Genomic DNA, 17,350 nt, shown 5'->3' with positions numbered 1-17,350 from the left:
TGGGCGGCCGTGCCGTTGCAGGTGTAGAGCTGGACCTGGGTGCCGTTGGCGCTGTTGGCCCCGGCCACGTCCACGCACTTGCCGCCGTACCCGGTGATCTGGCCGGTCGCGGCGAAGGCGGGTGTCAGGCCGGTCGCGACGAGGGGAATGGCCGCCACGAGCGCGCCCACGAGCAGTCGCAGGCGAGAGCGGCCGGGATGTACCGGTTTCATGGGGGGTGTCTCTTTCTGTAGAGAGGCTGAAGCTTTAAATAAGCAATGGATTAAGGGGGTGAGAGGGCCTCCTCCGCGGTGGCCCTTCCTGTGTCGAGTGGGCAGCCTCGAATTGACAGGAAGGTTTCCTAACTATTTATGCTCGGAATTTAACGACGAGAGGCCACGTCCAGTCAAGAGAGGGGATCAGGACTGGACGGTCCACTTCTGGTTCGCGCCGCCCGTGCAGTCCCAGATCTGCAGGGGGGTGCCGTCGGCGGAGCTGGGGCCGGTGGCGTCGAGGCACTTGCCGAGGGCCCGCAGGGTGCCGTCGGAGCCGGCCGTCCAGGTCTGGGCGGCGGTGCCGTTGCAGTCGTAGATCTGCACCTTGGTGCCGTTGGCGCTGCTCGCGGCCGCGACGTCGAGGCACTTGCCCAGAGCGCGGATGGTGCCGTCCGTGCCCACCGTCCACTGCTGGGCGGCCGTGCCGTTGCAGGTGTAGAGCTGGACCTGGGTGCCGTTGGCGCTGTCGGCCCCGGCCACGTCCACGCACTTGCCGCCGTACCCGGTGATGGCCTTGCCGCCGCTGCCGCCGCCCGACTGGGTGCCGGACCAGGTGAACGTGGCCGAGGTGCGGGCCGGCAGGCTGTAGGTGAACGACTGCCCGCCCCAGGCGACCTTGACGCTCTGGGTGCCGCCGGTCGTGTTGTACGCGATGAGGGCCTTGGAGCCGTCCGGGTTCTTCCAGGCGACGTTCTTCACCGCGGAGTTGGCCGTCGAGTCGATCCGGTACGCCCCCGGCCGGACGAACTTCGTCAGGTGGCCCATCGTGTAGTACTCGATCGTGTAGTCGACCTGTCCGTTGCGCCCGTCGCCGTTGTGCACGGTGACCAGGCCGGTGCAGGTGCCGCAGCCGCCGTTGTGGGGGCCGTGGGCCTGGTCCACCGCGAGGCTCCACTTGATCCAGCTGCGGTCCCAGTTGCGGGTGTAGTCGATCAGGTTGTTCATGTCCTCGGCGTGCTGGCTGCCCGCGTCGGTGATCCACGTGCCGCCCGAGTGCTCGGTCATGTACGCGTTGACGTTCGGGTACAGGTTGTGCACCGTCGTCTGCTGACCGACGTCGCCGCCGTACCCGTGCCACGCGATGCCGCCGAACAGCGGGTCGTTGCGGATGGCGGTGTCGTTGAGGAGCGGGGCCACCCAGGTGTCGTAGCCGTCCCAGTTCCAGTCGTGGATCAGCGTCTTCGTGGTGATCCCGGCGGAGCGGAAGGCCGGCCACAGGGCGTTCTTGACGAAATACGACAGGCCGGAGGCGTTCCACTGCATCGACGGGTAGCCGTTGCAGCAGCCGGGCTCGTTCTGCGGGGTCACGTAGTCGATGTGCAGGCCCTGGGCCTGGTACGCCTGGATGTACTTCGCGAAGTACTGGCCATAGGCGCCGTAGTACTGCGACTGCAGCCAGCCCTGGACGTAGGAGTTGTTGTCCTTCATCCACGGCGGCGCGGTCCACGGCGAGGCCATGATCTTGAGCGCCGGGTTCAGGGCCTTGGCCTGCTTGGTCAGCGGCACCACGTCGACCAGGTCGTGGGCGATGGAGAAGTCGTCCACGGTGCAGCAGGTGTCGTCGTAGGTGTAGCTGTAGCGCGCCAGGTCGGAGGCGCCCATGGGGTTGCGGACGAAGCTCAGGCCGATGCCGTCCACCGGGTCGAACAGCTTGCGCATGACGGCGTCGCGGGCGCTCGCGCTCAGCAGGCCGCTGCTGTTGAGCAGCCACGCCGCCGTGTCCGTGAACGACGCGCCGCCGCCCTCGAACTGCTGGTAGGTGGTGTTCTCGTTGACGGTGATCGTCTGGTTGGCGGCCGGGCTGCTCGCGGCGAACGCCACGGGGGTCTGCTGCTGCAGCCCGCGCGTCACGGTGAGGCCCTGGGCGTCGGAGGTCGTGGTGAGGTAGACGTTCACGGTCTCGCCCGCGGCCTGGGCGGCGGGGGCCGTGAGGACGGTGGCGCCCGCGACCAGCAGGGCCGCGGGCAGCGCGAGACGGAGTCTTCGCAGGGACATGGCGGGATCTCCAACCGAGGGGGTGAGTGAAGAACCAGCCCGTACGGTCCTGCCCGACAGCGCACCGGCGTGAGGTAGTGGTAACACGCGGGAGGGGCCCGCGCAACGAGAACGCGGGTGCGAATCCGCTACGCCGCCGGCCGGTCCGCCATCGCGTCGTACCGCCGGAACGCGGTCACGGCGAAGCCCGTCACGAGGACGAGCACGGCGCACAGCAGGCCGCCGCCGGCCCACGCCGGCACCAGCCCGAACGCGGTCGCCGTGGCGCCCGCCCGCAGGTCGCCGAGGCGCGGCCCGCCGGCCACGACCACCATGAACACGCCCTGCATGCGTCCGCGCATCTCGTCGGGCGCGTACGTCTGGAGGATCGTCTGCCGCCACACGGCCGAGGCGAGGTCGGCGGCGCCGCCGACCGCGAGCAGGGCCACGACCAGCCACAGCGGCTGGGCGTACGCCGCGGCGGCGACGGTCAGGCCCCAGATCGCGATGACGAGCGTCAGCGCCACCCCCTGGCGGCGCACGCGGCCGACCCAGCCGGAGGCGACGCCCGCGAGGACCGACCCGATCGGGATGCCGGCCGACAGCCAGCCGAACGCCACGGCGGAGCCGCCGAACCGCTCTGCGGCCAGCTCCGGGAACAGCGCCCGCGGCATGGCGAACGCCATCGCGATGATGTCGACGACGAAGGACATCAGCACGATCGGCCTGGTCCCGATGTAGCGGAGCCCGTCCACGACCGAGCGCAGGCCCGGCCGGGCGATCTCGCCGAGCGGCGCCAGGCGCGGCAGCCGTACAGCGGCGTAGAAGCCCGCCCCGAAGAGGATCGCGTCGATGAGGTACGCGAGCGCGTAACCGCCCCTGGCCAGCACGACGCCGGCCAGCAGCGGCCCGAGGACCGAGCCGATGCTGCTGATCAGGAAGTTGAGGGTGTTGGCCGCGGCCACCCGCTCCTTCGGGACGATGCGGGGGATGATCGCGCCGCGGGTCGCCGAGCTGATCGCGAAGCCCACGGACTGGAGGGCGACGACGGCCAGGACGAGGTAGACGTTCTTCAGGCCCGAGATCGCGTGGATCAGCAGGGCCAGGGTGGCCGTCCAGGCCACCACCGAGCCGGTGAGCAGGAGCCTGCGGCGGTCCATCGCGTCGGCCACCGCCCCGCCCCACAGGCCGAAGATCACCAGGGGGACCAGGCTGACAGGGCCGAGCAGACCCACCCAGAGCGACGAGCCGGTGATCGCGTACACCTGGCCGCTGACCGCGACCGTCGTCAGCTGGAAGCCGATGAACGACACGCCCTGGCCGATCAGCAGGCGCCGGTACGCCACGAGGCTGAGCGGGCGGGTGTCGAGGGCCACACGCCTCAGGGCCGACTGGACCCCCGCCATCCCCACCTCGCCGACGTGCACGAACAGAACCCGCCGTACTTTACCCCTGCAGTCTGAGCGCACCCTGTGGGGGTCCCTGTCGCTTTCGTCCTGAATTAGGGAAGGTGGGGTATCAGGCGTTGCTGGGGGCGGCGTCGGCCGCCTCCTCAGGGACGCGCAGGTTCCGCACGCCGGGGGCGGCCAGCGCGGCCAGCGAGACGAGGACGACGATGACCCCGCACGCGGTCAGCGCCGGGCGCGGCCCGGTGACGACCGCCAGCGGACCGGCCACCATCAGGCCGATCGGGCCGAGCATGAGCGAGCCGAGCGCGTCGTAGGAGCTCACCCGCGACAGCGCCTCCGGCGGGACCTCCCGCTGCATGGTCGTGTTCCACAGGACGCCGAAGATGTCGAAGCTCACGCCCATCACCATGGCGCCGAGCACGACCGACCACAGGGGCGCCGCCGCCCCGAGCAGCAGGGACGGCAGGGCCGTCGGCAGCGTGAGCAGCGTCGCCACCAGGATGGGCCGCCGGGGACGCAGCCGCAGCGTGACGACGACACCCGCGATCATGCCGACGGCCTCCCCCGCGAGGACGGCCGACCAGGCGGCCGCGCCCCCGAGCGACTCCTTGGCGATCAGCGGGCCCAGCACACCGTGGGCGGCCTGCAGGGCCATCACGAGGATCGAGAACTGCGCGACCACCACCCACAGCCACTGCCGCGAGACGAACTCACGCCAGCCGATCCGCAGATCGGCCAGGACCGAGTGGCTCCGCGCGGCCCGCCGCTCGGCGGGGGTGAGGCGCAGCATGAGGATCAGGCAGCCCGCGCAGGCGAACATGGCGCCGCTCACCGCGAGGGCCACGCCGCCCCCGAGCAGGACCACCGCCGCCCCGCTCAGCACGAGCCCCGCGACCCGGGACACGTTGGTCCCGAGCCCGAGCAGGGCGTTGGCGGTCTGCAGGCGTTCGGACGGGACCACGTCGGGGACGATCCCGGTCAGCGCGGGGAAGAGCACGGCCGAGGCCACCCCGCTGAGCCCGCTCGCCGCGACGAGGGCGGGCAGCGGCGTCCACCCGGTGAGCAGCATCGCCGAGAGCGCGGCGTACGCGACGGCGTTGAGCGCCTCCCCGGCCGTCATGACCCGGTGCCGGGGCAGGCGGTCCGCGAGGACGCCGCCGACCAGCATGAACGCGACCATGGCAGCGCCTCGGCGGTGAGGACCGCCGACAGCGTGGCGGCGGTCGCCCCCGGCAGGCCCAGCACGCCGAAGGCCAGCGCCACCGGCGCGAACGAGGCGCCCAGCACGGAGACCGTCCGGGCCGTCAGCAGCAGCGCGAAGCGCCGGTCCCGGAGGAGGCCGAGATCGCGCCGGAAGCCGTGCATCGCCGTGTCCCGCCCCTCAGGTCTTCGTCCCCGCGGCCGTCGCCTCGCGGTGGCCACCGTTCTCCGATGCCGGCCGCGTCCGCTCGCGGGGCGGGGCCGCGGGACGCCCTTCGGGCTGCCGGCCGGGGCGAGGACGGCCCATCATGCCGGGCGGGCGGCGTCCGTGTCACTCGATTAACGTCCCGTACGGCATGGCGCGCCGCCCCGCCCGCCCGGTGTCTCAGGCGAGCCCGGCGAGCCGCGCCTGGCCGGGCGGCTTGGGCGGGTAGGACACGCCGGGCGGCTCGGGCGGGCTGAGGCGTGCGACTCGGGCGAGCCGGGCGTCCGGCGTTACGACGACGGCGTCATGACCCGGTAGCGCAGGTGGGTCACGTAGGGCGACTCGATCACCCGGATTCGCTGGAGCTCGACCCGGCAGCGGCCGAGGTGATCGAACAGCCGCAGCCCGTCACCCAGCAGCACCGGCGCGAGCTGCAGGTCGATCTCGTCGACGAGACCGGCGCGCAAGGCCTGCTGGGTGACGTCGGCGCCCATGACCACGACGTTCCCCTCGCCCGCGACGGCCCTCGCCTGCCGCACGGCGCTGGCGAGGCCGTCGTCCACGAAGGTGAACGTCGCGCTCTTCATGGGCATGGGCGGGCGGCGTTCGTGGGTGACCACGAACGAGGGCGCCGGGAACGGGGTGTCCTCCCACACCCCGACGCCCACGTCGAACGTGCGCCTGCCCAGCACGACGGCGCGCGTGGCGGCGGACAGCTCCCGCATCACCTCGCCGTCCGGCCCCCCGTCGGAGGCGTTGAACACCCACTCGTGCAGGCGCAGACCGCCCTCGCCCATGGGCGACTCCACGCTCGCCCGGGGGCCGGCCATGAAGCCGTCGAGCGACATGGTGACGTGCACGACGACCTTCGCCATGTGGGCTCCTCCTATCGGCAGACGAGCCGAATGTACGCTCCGGCACCGACAGAATCGGGAGGACGCTCAGGAGGGCACGGTCACCCGTCCGGACGGCGGGCATGATCGCCCTTCCTTAGGCGAGTGCCGATCCTCCTGTTTTGGGCACCTCTGTACCGTCCCTTGTGGCGCCTCGGGAACATTTTTCTCGTATCACTTCATATCGGGCGCGCTGTGGGGCAGAGCCGCACGTGGGCGTACGCTCGTCGGGCACCTATTGTGAACGGCGAAGGTACCCTCATCGGCAAGGCAAGGGCGATCTCCCCGGTACCGCCGCTCTTGCGGGGTCACGAGGTCGCGTACAGGAAGGTGGCTGGCGTTCATGGGCGGAGGTGACGGCACTCTGCGTCTGACGCCCGTGACCCCGCCTTCGGACCGCTCTGCCGACGTTGCCGGAACAGAGGCGATCGGCGCCGGGAAGGAGATGACGACGGCCACCGTGCAGGCCATGCTGGACGCGATGCCGATCCAGGCCGTCTGGTCGGTGCCGATCCGCGACGAGACCGGAGCCGTCGTCGACTTCGAGGTGTGCGCCGCGAGCCCACGGGCGACCGACGTGCACGGCCGGGTCGGCAAGGAGCTGATCGGCCTGCGGGCCGTCGAGGCCTACCCGACGATCGCCGGCTCGCCGCTGTGGGAGGGCTACCTCCGCGTGATCGAGACCGGGGAGGCCGAGGAGGTCGACCGCTACTCCCACGTCGAGATGGGTGACGGCGTCCCCCACCGGACGGTGTGGAGCGTCCAGGTGACCCCCGTCTCCGGCGGGATCGTCAGCGCGTGGGTCCGGCTCGACGAGGAGGAGCGGCTCACCACGCGCATCAATCACACCGAGAGCCTGGGCAACCTCGGCTGGGGCCGGTGGAGCCTGCTCAACGGCGAGATCGAGTGGTCGCCGCAGCTGTACGCGATCCACGGGCGCGACCACGCCGAAGGGCCCCTCGACCTGCAGGACTACCCGGCCATCACCCACCCCGAGGACGTCCCCCTCCTCCGGGACGCCCTGAACAGGCTCGCCACCGCGGAGGGTCCGCAGGAGTTCGACCTGCGCATCCGGGTTCACGGCGAGCAGCGCCACGTGCGGGCCGTGCTCGAGGTCAGCCGGGACGCCGCCGGCCAGCCGGTCGAGGTGCACGGCGTCATCCAGGACATCAGCGACTGGCACCGCGCCGCGGAGGAACTGGCCGAGATCAACCAGCGCCTGGAGGAGGAGTCGCAGCTGACGGCCCGCCTCCAGAACATCATCTTGCCGCCTCCGGACGACCCCTTCGCCATCCCCGGCCTGGAGATCGCGGTCCGCTACTTCCCGGCCGAGACGGCCCCGCTGGGCGGCGACTGGTACCAGGCGATCCACCTGGACCACAACCAGGTGCTGCTGGCGGTGGGCGACGTCGCCGGGCACGGGCTCGCCGCCGCGTCCGCGATGGCGAAGCTGCGCCACGCGATCACCGGGCTCGCCTTCGCCGAGCACGAGCCCGCCCAGATCCTCGTCGCGCTCAACCGGCTGCTGCGCCGCATGCGGCCGGACGTGCTGGCGACGGCCGTGGTGGCCCGATATTCGCCGAAGGACCGGATCCTGACGTGGACGCACGCCGGTCACCCGCCGGTGCTGCTGATCCGCGGCGACCAGGTCCAGCGCCTGCTCCACCCCGGTGTGCTGCTTGGCGTCTTCGAGGACGTGAGCTACACCGCCGCGAACCTGCGTCTGGAGCCGGAGGACCTCCTCCTGATGTTCACCGACGGCCTCATCGAGCGGCCGGGGCGCGACCTGTTCGAGGGACTCGACGCCCTGTGCGCCGCCATCGAGACCGCCGTACGGGGGACCAGGCCGGCGGAGCGGCTGGCCGCCGTCATGGACGCACTGGTGCCCAGCAACACCAGCGACGACACGTGCATCCTCGTCGCCCGCATCACGCCGCATAATCTGGAAGGGTCTTGATGTCCGATCTTCACATCTCGGCTCCCACGACCCGGTACGTCGTCGAGACCAGCGGATCCGTCGGAGTGCTGACGGTTCGCGGCACGCTCGACTACACCACCCACGACAGCGCCACGGAGTTCTTCGACAAGGCGTTCGCCCAGTTCGGGCCGCACCTGGTCGTGAACCTCCTGGAGCTCGACTTCCTCGACTCGCGGGCGACCGGGCTGCTCATCGGCTGCTGGAAGCGCGCCGTCGACGAGGGTGGATGGCTCTCGCTCGTCGCCGTCGAGCAGGGCGCGGCGCGCGTCCTGTGGATAACCGGCCTCGCGTTCCACGTCCCCGTCTATCCCACGGTGGAGGAGGCCCTCGCGGCCACCCCCGCGCACGACTGACGACCGTCCCGTCCGTCCCGCCCGTCGCTCGAACGGCCCCCTGTCTCGGCGTACGGTCAGCAGGCCGCAAACACCTAGAACCGGCGGGATGCCCACCGCCTCCTCGGGTAGCACCCAGAAAGCTGTCCGGATTAGGGGGCTAAATCATGAAACGTGCAATTATCGGCGCACTCGGGGTCGCCGCCGGCGGCGTCGCGGTGGCCCGATGGCTCGCCTCCCGCCGAGTGCCGGCCGCGTTCGAGGACGAGGCGACGCGCTGGCTGGGCGTCACCGTCAACCGCTCGCAGGACGAGATCATGCCGGGCGGCCGCGTCCCGGAACCGCTGGCCGAGCTGGACGCCGAGGTGCGCGTGAACCGGGCCCCGGGCGGCCGGGGCACCGAGCTGTACGCCCGCCCCCGGGAGCACGTCCCGACGGGCGCCACCGCCGTCCTCTCCCGCATCCGGGGCGACGACCCCCGCCAGGCGGTGCGCGTGGCCCTGCGGGAGGCCAAGTGCGTCGCCGAGACGGGCGAGGTGCTGCGGCCGGACGCCCCGATCGGCACGACCCGGCCGACGCTGCCGGGCAAGGTTCTGGACGCGGCGCTCCGGCGGGCGCCGGGAGAGGGGCGACTGTGAAGGCAGTGTGCTGGCAGGGCGTCAACGAGCTGTCGGTCGAGCAGGTGCCCGACCCGGAGATCCTCAACGACCAGGACGCGATCGTGAAGGTCACGGCGAGCACGACCTGCGGGTCCGACCTCCACCTTCTGGGCGGCTACATCCCGGCCATGCGCGCCGGCGACGTCATCGGCCACGAGTTCCTCGGCGAGATCGTCGAGGTGGGCCCCGAGGTCTCCCGCCACCGGCCGGGCGACCGCGTGGTGGTCTGCTCGATCATCGGTTGCGGCCGGTGCCGGCCCTGTGTGGACGGCATGTGGTCGCTGTGCGAGAACAGCAACCCCAAGCCGGGCCTGACCGAGCTGATGTGGGGCGGCTCCACCGCGGGGATCTTCGGCTACTCCCACGCCATGGGCGGCTTCCGGGGCAGCCACGCCGAGTACATCCGGGTGCCGTTCGCCGACTACAACGCGTTCACGGTCCCGGACGGCGTGGACGACATGGACGCGCTGTTCGCCTCCGACGCGGCGCCCACGGGCTGGATGGGGGCCGACCTCGGCGGCGTCCGCCCGGGCGACGTGGTGGCCGTGTGGGGCTGCGGCGGCGTCGGCCAGATGGCCGCCCGCGCCGCGATGCTCCTCGGGGCCGAGCGGGTGATCGCGATCGACCGCTACCCCGAACGGCTGGCCATGACGGCACGCCACGTCGGCTGCGAGGTCGTCGACTACACGAGCACGGACGTGAACGCCGAACTGCGGGAGCGGACCGGCGGACGGGGTCCGGACGTGTGCATCGAGGCCGTGGGCCTGGAGGCGGAAGGCACCGGCCCACAGCGGATCTACGACGGGATCAAGCAGCGGCTCCGTCTGGAGCAGGACCGGCCGATCGCGGTCCGCGAGGCGATCCACGCCTGTCGCAAGGGGGGCTCGGTCTTCGTGCTGGGCGTCTTCGCCGGCTTCGTGGACAAGTTCCCGCTCGGCGCGCTCATGAACAAGGGCCTCACCCTGCGCGGGGCCCAGCAGCACGGGCAGCGGTACATCCCGCACCTGCTCGACCTGATCGCGCGGGGCGAGCTCAAGACGTCCCACCTGGCGACCCACACGATGACGCTCGACGACGGGCCCCGGGGCTACGACATGTTCAAGCGCAAGAAGGACGGCTGCGTGCGGGCCGTCTTCCGCCCCTGGATCTAGGCGGCTCGACGGCGGCCGGCTCCTGGATGTAGGCGCCCGACTGCCCGTCGTCCCTGCGTGTGGGCGCTCGACGGCGGTCTCCGGCTCTCCGACAGCCCGCCGCCCCGACCTGGGCCGGAGCGGCGGGCTCGCGAGCTCAGCGGGTGGCTGGGGCGGCCAGCCGTTCCGCTTCTTCATGCAGCGCCTCGACGAGAAGGAGCTCAAGCCGGAGCTCCTCGTCCACGAGGCTGTCCAGGACGTCCATCCGGGCCTCCTTGATTGCAAGACGTCCCGCGGCATTCAGCGGTTCACCGGTCGCGTACGCGAATTCCGATATGGAACTGAATGATGTGACCGGCTTGACCCGGTCACAGCGGGTTCCCGCATGTCGTGGCACTACCCCGGCGCGATGTGACATCACTCCCACTCGTCACCCGGTTCCCACAGGCGACAGAGGCAGCATGCGCGGAAGGGTCACACGGAGGAAGAGGACGAGCATGGTGACAGACGGCCCGATGCTCTAGGATGAGAGGTCCTTTGCACTCGCACAGCAAAGACAGAAACCTCTCTACTAGGAGTTTACCAAACCCATGGCATCGCGTCAATCCGGCACGGCCCGCGCCGAGGCGCTGCGGGAGGAGCGGTCCTACGTATCCATGCTGTACGAACGGCTCGACATCGCCCGTGACAAGGCTCGGCGCGCGCTGAGCGAGGTGTTCGGCCGCGGCGCCGCCGGCACCCGGCAGGCGCTCGTCGAGCGGGAGGTCTCGGCCGGCGAGTACGCGCGCCGGGTGGCCCAGCTGTCGGCCGTCGAGCGGGGGCTGTGCTTCGGGCGGATCGACGACTCCTCCGGCCTGACCCTCTACATCGGACGGGTGGGGCTGCGCGACGACGACCACGAGTCGGTCCTGGTCGACTGGCGGGCTCCGGCGGCCCGGCCCTTCTACGTGGCCACCCCCGGCGATCCCGGCACGCTCGTACGGCGCCGCCACCTGCACACGCGTGACCGCACGGTCGTCGACGTCGACGACGAGGTGTTCGACCTGGACCGGATGAGCGAGGGCGACCGCCGCACCCTGGTCGGCGAGGCCGCGCTCATGGCGGCCCTGCGCCGCGGCCGCACCGGGCGCATGGGCGAGGTCGTGGCCACCATCCAGGTCGAGCAGGACCGGGTCATCCGCTCGGGCCTGGCCGGCGCGCTGGTCGTGCAGGGCGGCCCGGGGACGGGCAAGACGGTCGCCGCCCTGCACCGCGCCGCCTATCTGCTCTACGCCCACAGGGCCACACTGGAGCGGCGCGGCGTGCTCATCGTCGGGCCGAACGCCACGTTCCTCCGCTACATCGGCCACGTCCTGCCGGGGCTCGGCGAGACCGAGGTGGTGCTGTCGACCCTGGGCGAGCTGCATCCGGGCGTCCACGCCACGGAGGAGGACCCGCCGGCGACGGCCGTGGTGAAGGGCGACCCGCGGATGGCCGCGGTGATCGGGGAGGCCGTCCGCGACCGTGAGCGCGTGCCGGACGGCGATCTGGAGGTGGCCGTCCCCGTCCGCACGTCGATCCGCGGCGGGGTGGAGGTGGTGGTCGAGGAGATGACGCTCCGCGTGGACCACGCCGCCTGCCGGCGGGCCCGCGACCGCGCCCGGTCGCTGCGGCGCCCGCACAACCTCGCGCGGCGGCGCTTCGTCGACGACCTGCTCGTCGCCCTCGCGCGGGACGAGGCCGCGCAGCTCGACCGCCCGGTGGACGCCGACGACCTGCGGTACGCCGCCGCCTCCCTCTGGCAGCACGCCTCCGTCAGGGCCGCGCTCGACGCGCTGTGGACCGACATCGGCCCGGAACGGCTGGTCGCCGAGCTGCTGTCGGACGCGGAACGGCTGCGCACGGCCGCCTCGCCGTACCTGACCGAGGAGGAACGGGCGGCTCTGCTGCGCCCGCGCGGTGCGCCCTGGACGGTGGGCGACGTGCCGCTGCTCGACGAGGCGGCCGAGCTGCTCGGCGAGGACGACGGTGCGGAGCGGGCGCGGCGGCGCGAGGCGGAGGCGCGGCGCCGCGACGAGGAGCTGTTCGCGCGGGAGGTGCTCGTGGTGAACGAGCTCGACGAACAGATGGACGCGGCCTCCGTCGCCGGCCGCAACCGCGACGAGGGCCCCTACCTGACCACGGCCGACCGGGCCGCCCGCGACCGGACCTGGGCGTACGGGCACGTGATCGTGGACGAGGCCCAGGAGCTGTCGCCGATGGCGTGGCGGACCGTGATGCGCCGGGTCCCGGCCCGTTCGCTGACCGTCGTGGGCGACGTCGCGCAGACCGGCTCGGCGGCCGGCGCCCGGTCGTGGGCCGAGGCGCTCGACCCCTACCTGAAGGGCCGCTGGCGGGAGGAGCGCCTGACCGTCAACTACCGCACGCCGGCGGAGATCATGGAGGTCGCGGCCGACGTCCTGCGGGCCGTGGCTCCCGGCGAGGAGCCGCCCGAGTCGGTCCGGGACGGCGAGGCCCCGCCGCGCGCCCTCCCGGCCGCGGAGACGGACCTGCGCCGCCTGGTCGAGGAGGAGCTGCGCGCGATCGGGGAGGGCCGCCTCGCGGTCGTCGTGCCCGACGGCCGGTACGGCGAGGTGGCCGGGCTGCTGGCGCCGTACGTCGAGGCGGCCGACCCGGTGGACTCCCCGGTGGCCGTGCTCACGGTCCGGGGGTCGAAGGGACTGGAGTTCGACGCGGTCGTGGTCGTCGACCCCGCCGCGATCCTCGGGCAGTCGCCCAAGGGCGGCCAGGACCTCTACGTGGCGATCACCCGGGCCACCCGGCGGCTGACCGTGATCCACGAGGGTCCGTTGCCGCCCATGCTCCGGCGGCTCGCGGGCGGCTCAGGCGAGCCGGATGACGCCCTTCCTGACCTTGATCTTCTTCTTGGGGAGTGAGCGGGTGGCCGGGCCCCTGACGACGTGACCGTCGGAGATCGAGAACCTGCTCCCGTGGCACGGGCAGTTGATGGTGCCGCCGCTGATCGTGGCCACCGTGCAGCCCATGTGGGTGCACTTGGCGGTGAAGCACCGGAAGACGCCCTTGGACGGCTGGGTGACGACGTACCTCCCCTTGATGATCTTCCCGCCGTGCAGGGGGATGCTCGAGGTCTTCGCGAGCACCGCCCCCTGCGCGGCGGCCTCGCCCTCCCGGGTCTCCTCGGACGCCTCCGCCGGCTCGGCGAAGGCCGCCCGGGTGAACAGGGCCGCCGTGCCGGCCAGCACGGCCTTGGCGAACAGGGCGCGCCGGCCGGACGCCCGCGCGGGCGGCTCCGGGACGTCCTGCGTCGCGGGGGGTTCGGTGGTCTCGGCTCGGGGGGTGGCGGAGGGGTCGGCGGGCCCGGGGAACTCGGACATGACGGGCTGGGACATGTCACACCTTTCGCGGCGTGGACCGGACATCCTCAGTACGGCCCGCCGGTCCCGCCGGTTCACGTCCCCGTGGCGGTCACGCGGGGAAGGAGGGGTGCGGGCCGAGGGCCCAGTACTCGAACAGCCCGTGGCCCACGATGCCGTCGTACTCGAACCGGCCCACGGCGTCGACCATGCCCCACATGCGCGCCGCGTCCTCCGGCAGCGTGTACGTCACGCCCTGGACGACCGGTCCCCGGCCCTGGTACATGCCGTGCCGCCAGTCGGGCTCCAGCCCGTACCCGGTGCCGGCCATGAGGTGCACCGGCAGGATCGGCGTGCACCGGACGTCGAACGGCTTGCCGCCCGGCGGAGCGAACGCGATGACGGCCGACTCCACCTCCCGGGTCCCCTCGCGGTAGATGGGCCGGTACTCGGGCCGGCCCAGGTACTCCTCCTCCCGGTCGTCGCCGAAGCCCCACACGCGTACGGCCTCCTCCAGGAGGCGGCGGCCCTTCTCGTCCTCCTGGACGATGCACAGGATCGCGTGGTCGTCGAACTGCATGGGCGCGTAGAGCCAGTAGAAGGTCCCGGTGTTCCTGGCTTGGATGCCCGGCGGCTCGGGCTCCCCCACCGGCCGGATGCCCCACGACCGGTCGCGGGTGCCGCGCCAGCGGTCGGGGCTCACCTCGACGCGCTCGTCCCCGATCGTGATGTGGCCGCTCCACCGGCCCGTCTGCGCCAGCCGTACGGAGTCGAAGACGACCCGCTCCTGCCAGCGGAGGAAATGCCGGGGCTCCAGCGTGGCGGGGATCGTGCCCTCCCAGGCCAGGTCGAACGACAGCCCGTGCTCGTTCGGCTCCAGGACGACCCGCAGGGCGCGCAGCCCCTCGACGACCTCGACGCGGAACGGCCCGACGGCCGTGTCCATCCGGTCCGTGCCGAGCTCGCGGGACGCCCGGACGACCCGGTGGAGGTCGCGGTGGCGGACGCAGGCGAACGCGTCGGTCACCCCGAGGTTGGGGTACTGCCCGAGGCCGACGATCAGCATGAGCTCGTCGGAGCAAGGGTGGCAGTTGAAGTAGTAGCGGTCGTAGAAGTTGCGGTCCGACGTGGTCACGTGCCGCATGACCTGGGGGGCCTGGTGGACGGGGTAGTCATCGAGCGGCGACAGCGTCATGCTGCGTGTGTAATCCCGCCTCCCCGGCCCGTCAACGCCCCGCCTCCCCGGCCCCTCAACGCCCCGCCTCCCCGGCCCCTCACCGCCCCGCGGGGAACGCGTACGGCCGGCGTCGGGGGGACGCCGGCCGTACACGCGGAGACGGTCGGACCGTCAGGACAGCTTTCCGGAGATCTCGTCGCCGGTCTTCTCGACCTTGTCGCCCACCTCGCCGGCCTTGTCCCCGACCCACTTGCTGGCGTCGGAGCCGGTGTGGCGCATGCTGTCCCTCATCGTGTCCGTCCACCGCTGGGCGTTGTTGCGGTACATCGCCACGCCCACGGCGCCGATCGCCGCGCCGCCGAGCAGCGCCACGACGGGCCAGCGCCTTCGGGTGCGCCGCGCGGTCGACACGTCGATCCGCCTGGCCAGCTCGGCGAGGAACGCGCTCACGATCGGAGCGATCTGCTCCTCGACCGACTGCGCGGCCTGGTCGAGCTTCGGCGCCGCCCAGATCCGGGCGTCCTCGATCCGGTGCGAGGCCAGATCCCGCGCCGTCTCGGCCATGGGACTCACCCTGCCTCCGGCCCGGGTTGCCTGGACCCTCATCCGGTCCAGCCACGTCTGCGGAATCGCGATGTCGACGCGGCGCCTTCTTCTCATTGTCAGGGACACGATCAACCTCCCCTATCGACGGGGCCCCGTGACGACCCCTTCCCGCATGGTCGTCGCTCAATCACGACCGGTGCTCGGAGGCATCCTCGATACCCTGTTAACCGGACAACTAACACCAGTGCATAAAGGGGGCGGCCTTCGTGGCTGAGAACCTCATCGCCAACCTGCGGACCAACCGGGGCACCATCCGGGTCAAGCTCTTCCCGAACAAGGCGCCGAAGACCGTGCGCAACTTCGTGGAGCTCGCCGAGGGCACCCGGGAGTGGACGCATCCCGGGACCGGCGAGAAGACGACCGACAAGCTGTACAACGGCACGATCTTCCACCGCGTCATCAGCGGCTTCATGATCCAGGGCGGCGACCCGCTCGGTCAGGGCATCGGCGGTCCCGGGTACGACTTCGACGACGAAATCCACCCGGAGAACCAGTTCAACCGGCCGTACCTGCTGGCCATGGCCAACGCGGGCAAGCGCTTCGGCAAGGGCACCAACGGCTCGCAGTTCTTCATCACCGTGACGCAGACGCCGCACCTCAACCAGGGCCACACGATCTTCGGTGAGGTCGTCGAGGGCAGCGAGGTCGTCGACGCGATCGCCAAGACGCCGACCGACGGCCGGGACCGCCCGCTGGAGGACGTCGTCATCGAAGACGTCACGATCGAGCGTTCCTGACCGTTCGCGGGCAGCGATCGGGTCCCGGCCGCCGAGAGGCGCGGCCGGGACCCGATCGGCTTATAGGCTGGTTCTCAGTGGACCCGCCCCTTGGAAGGACTCCATGACGTCCCAGCCACCGTCGCCCACGCCGCCGGGCGCGGAAGCGATCCCGTACTGCTACCGGCATCCCGACCGCGAGACGCACGTCCGCTGCCAGCGCTGCGAGCGCCCGATCTGTCCCGACTGCATGCGCGAGGCCGCCGTCGGCCACCAGTGCGTGGAGTGCGTCCGCGAGGGCAACCGCACGGTGCGGCCGGCCACGGCCGTCTTCGGCGGCGCCGCCGTCGCCGCGCCGCGGGTCACCTGGGTCCTGCTCGCCCTCAACGTGCTGGCGTACGGCGCCGAGGTCCTCATGCCCGACGAGGTCCTGCGCCGCTTCGAGATGTGGTCGTACGGCGTGTACCAGGGCGAGTGGTGGCGCCTGATCACGAGCGCCTTCCTGCACGCGCCGCCGCCGTCGTTCTGGCACATCGTGTTCAACATGTGGGCGCTGTACGCCATCGGCCCCGAGCTGGAGCGGCGGCTCGGCTCGGCGCGCTACGCCGTGCTCTACCTGCTGTCGGCCCTCGGCGGCTCGGTCGCCGTCTACCTGTTCGGCACCGAGGCGGTCGGGGCGTCCGGCGCGATCTACGGCCTGTTCGGCGCGCTGTTCGTGGTGGCCCGGCGGCTCGGGTACGACGCCCGCGGCGTGCTCTGGCTGATCGGGATCAACGTGGTGCTGACGTTCGTGGTCCCCGGCATCAGCTGGCAGGGGCACCTCGGCGGCCTGGCCGTCGGCACGCTCGTCACGCTCGGTTTCGCCTACGCGCCCGCCCGCAACCGCGCGGCCGTCCAGTTCGGGACGGCGGTCGCGGTGCTCGTCGCCCTCGTCCTGCTGGTGACGGCGCTGCCGCCGGGCGCGTACCCGATCCCCGGTGTCACGGGCTGAGATCGCCGCTGCCCACAGGCTGTGGATAAAGACTGTGGAAAGATAGCGCCCAGCCCCGTCCGATCAGCGCCAGCGGGTGGAAAGCACTACTCCGGCGATGATGAGGCCGAAGCCGGCCAGCAGGTTCCAGTTGCCCAGCGTCGCCATCCCCGGGAAGGACGGCGCGATGTAGTAGATCGCGATCCACGCGATGCCGATGATCCAGCACGCGACCATCACGGGCGCCAGCCACCGGGGGCTGACCTTCACCGTCTGCGCCTTCTGCGGCGGGGTGTAGACGGCCTTCTTGCGAGTCTTCGACTTGGGCACGGGATCTCCTGGTGGGCACCCGCGTCGTTCGTGCGGGCTCTGTCGATAGCGTAGTCGCTGGGGCGGTGAAGTCCCGAGCAAGGATAGTCGGCGCGGCCGCGCGGAGGCGATTCCTCGTGTCCGATTGGCGTAGTCTGAGGGTCCTAATTTCCTCTTCGCACGGT

16 protein-coding genes and 1 pseudogene are annotated in these 17,350 nt (G+C 71.7%); 7 read left to right on the top strand and 10 right to left on the bottom strand.

The features are described from left to right. The 6 genes and pseudogenes from Mco01_RS32485 to Mco01_RS32465 form a co-directional block, all read right to left on the bottom strand. Window positions 1–212, bottom strand: a pseudogene (locus Mco01_RS32485) (hypothetical protein); the annotation flags it as partial. A 186-nt stretch (window positions 213–398) separates the two neighbouring features. Continuing rightward, window positions 399–2,249, bottom strand: a complete 1,851-nt coding sequence (locus Mco01_RS32480) for a ricin-type beta-trefoil lectin domain protein (RefSeq protein ID WP_204060647.1) — start codon at window positions 2,247–2,249, stop codon at window positions 399–401. Between the two features lie 128 nt (window positions 2,250–2,377). Then, on the bottom strand, window positions 2,378–3,655 hold the full coding sequence (locus tag Mco01_RS32475; RefSeq protein ID WP_239104075.1) for an MFS transporter: 1,278 nt from the start codon (window positions 3,653–3,655) through the stop codon (window positions 2,378–2,380). Window positions 3,656–3,746: 91 nt separating this feature from the next. Next, a complete protein-coding gene (locus Mco01_RS32470; protein WP_239104074.1) occupies window positions 3,747–4,817 on the bottom strand; it encodes an MFS transporter in 1,071 nt (356 codons plus the stop codon). After that, window positions 4,754–5,002: a hypothetical protein gene (locus tag Mco01_RS39405; protein ID WP_239104073.1), complete on the bottom strand. Its 249-nt coding sequence runs from the start codon at window positions 5,000–5,002 to the stop codon at window positions 4,754–4,756. Before Mco01_RS39405 ends, Mco01_RS32470 begins: the two co-directional genes overlap by 64 nt. A 330-nt stretch (window positions 5,003–5,332) precedes the next feature. Next, on the bottom strand, window positions 5,333–5,917 hold the full coding sequence (locus Mco01_RS32465) for a dihydrofolate reductase family protein (protein WP_204060646.1): 585 nt from the start codon (window positions 5,915–5,917) through the stop codon (window positions 5,333–5,335). 463 nt (window positions 5,918–6,380) lie between these two features. Here Mco01_RS32465 and Mco01_RS32460 point away from each other — a divergent pair, with 463 nt between their 5' ends. From Mco01_RS32460 to Mco01_RS32440, 5 genes are all read left to right on the top strand, one after another. Next, a complete protein-coding gene (locus Mco01_RS32460) occupies window positions 6,381–7,892 on the top strand; it encodes a PP2C family protein-serine/threonine phosphatase (protein ID WP_204060645.1) in 1,512 nt (503 codons plus the stop codon). Continuing rightward, window positions 7,892–8,266: an STAS domain-containing protein gene (locus Mco01_RS32455; RefSeq protein WP_204060644.1), complete on the top strand. Its 375-nt coding sequence runs from the start codon at window positions 7,892–7,894 to the stop codon at window positions 8,264–8,266. The genes Mco01_RS32460 and Mco01_RS32455 overlap by 1 nt, the downstream gene beginning before the upstream one ends. A gap of 146 nt (window positions 8,267–8,412) precedes the next feature. Then, window positions 8,413–8,883 (top strand): hypothetical protein, encoded by a 471-nt coding sequence (locus tag Mco01_RS32450; protein ID WP_204060643.1) that lies wholly within the window; start codon window positions 8,413–8,415, stop codon window positions 8,881–8,883. Next, window positions 8,880–10,055 (top strand): zinc-dependent alcohol dehydrogenase, encoded by a 1,176-nt coding sequence (locus tag Mco01_RS32445; RefSeq protein WP_204060642.1) that lies wholly within the window; start codon window positions 8,880–8,882, stop codon window positions 10,053–10,055. The genes Mco01_RS32450 and Mco01_RS32445 overlap by 4 nt, the downstream gene beginning before the upstream one ends. Window positions 10,056–10,624: 569 nt before the next feature. Continuing rightward, window positions 10,625–12,949, top strand: coding sequence for a HelD family protein (locus Mco01_RS32440; RefSeq protein ID WP_204060641.1), 2,325 nt, complete (start codon window positions 10,625–10,627; stop codon window positions 12,947–12,949). On the opposite strand, the gene Mco01_RS32435 is transcribed toward Mco01_RS32440, so the two are convergent. From Mco01_RS32435 to Mco01_RS32425, 3 genes are all read right to left on the bottom strand, one after another. Further along, window positions 12,896–13,423: a Rieske (2Fe-2S) protein gene (locus Mco01_RS32435; RefSeq protein ID WP_239104072.1), complete on the bottom strand. Its 528-nt coding sequence runs from the start codon at window positions 13,421–13,423 to the stop codon at window positions 12,896–12,898. The genes Mco01_RS32440 and Mco01_RS32435 overlap by 54 nt on opposite strands. 76 nt (window positions 13,424–13,499) lie before the next feature. Beyond that, window positions 13,500–14,582, bottom strand: coding sequence for an Rv3169 family protein (locus tag Mco01_RS32430; protein ID WP_204060640.1), 1,083 nt, complete (start codon window positions 14,580–14,582; stop codon window positions 13,500–13,502). Between the two features lie 153 nt (window positions 14,583–14,735). After that, window positions 14,736–15,128 (bottom strand): hypothetical protein, encoded by a 393-nt coding sequence (locus Mco01_RS32425; protein ID WP_051458250.1) that lies wholly within the window; start codon window positions 15,126–15,128, stop codon window positions 14,736–14,738. Between the two features lie 248 nt (window positions 15,129–15,376). On the opposite strand from Mco01_RS32425, the gene Mco01_RS32420 reads away from it, so the two are divergent. Together Mco01_RS32420 and Mco01_RS32415 are read left to right on the top strand one after the other, a co-directional pair. Then, window positions 15,377–15,907, top strand: coding sequence for a peptidylprolyl isomerase (locus Mco01_RS32420; protein WP_036324908.1), 531 nt, complete (start codon window positions 15,377–15,379; stop codon window positions 15,905–15,907). A 103-nt stretch (window positions 15,908–16,010) separates the two neighbouring features. After that, on the top strand, window positions 16,011–16,877 hold the full coding sequence (locus tag Mco01_RS32415; RefSeq protein ID WP_204060639.1) for a rhomboid family intramembrane serine protease: 867 nt from the start codon (window positions 16,011–16,013) through the stop codon (window positions 16,875–16,877). A gap of 63 nt (window positions 16,878–16,940) precedes the next feature. Here Mco01_RS32415 and Mco01_RS32410 read toward each other — a convergent pair whose 3' ends face one another. Then, on the bottom strand, window positions 16,941–17,186 hold the full coding sequence (locus Mco01_RS32410; protein WP_204060638.1) for a cell division protein CrgA: 246 nt from the start codon (window positions 17,184–17,186) through the stop codon (window positions 16,941–16,943). Window positions 17,187–17,350 lie beyond the last annotated feature (164 nt).

The organism is Microbispora corallina (assembly GCF_016863035.1).
GTDB classification, from domain to species: domain Bacteria; phylum Actinomycetota; class Actinomycetes; order Streptosporangiales; family Streptosporangiaceae; genus Microbispora; species Microbispora corallina.
Note: the sequence above shows the minus strand (reverse complement) of the source record. Positions and strands in the feature narration are given on the sequence as shown.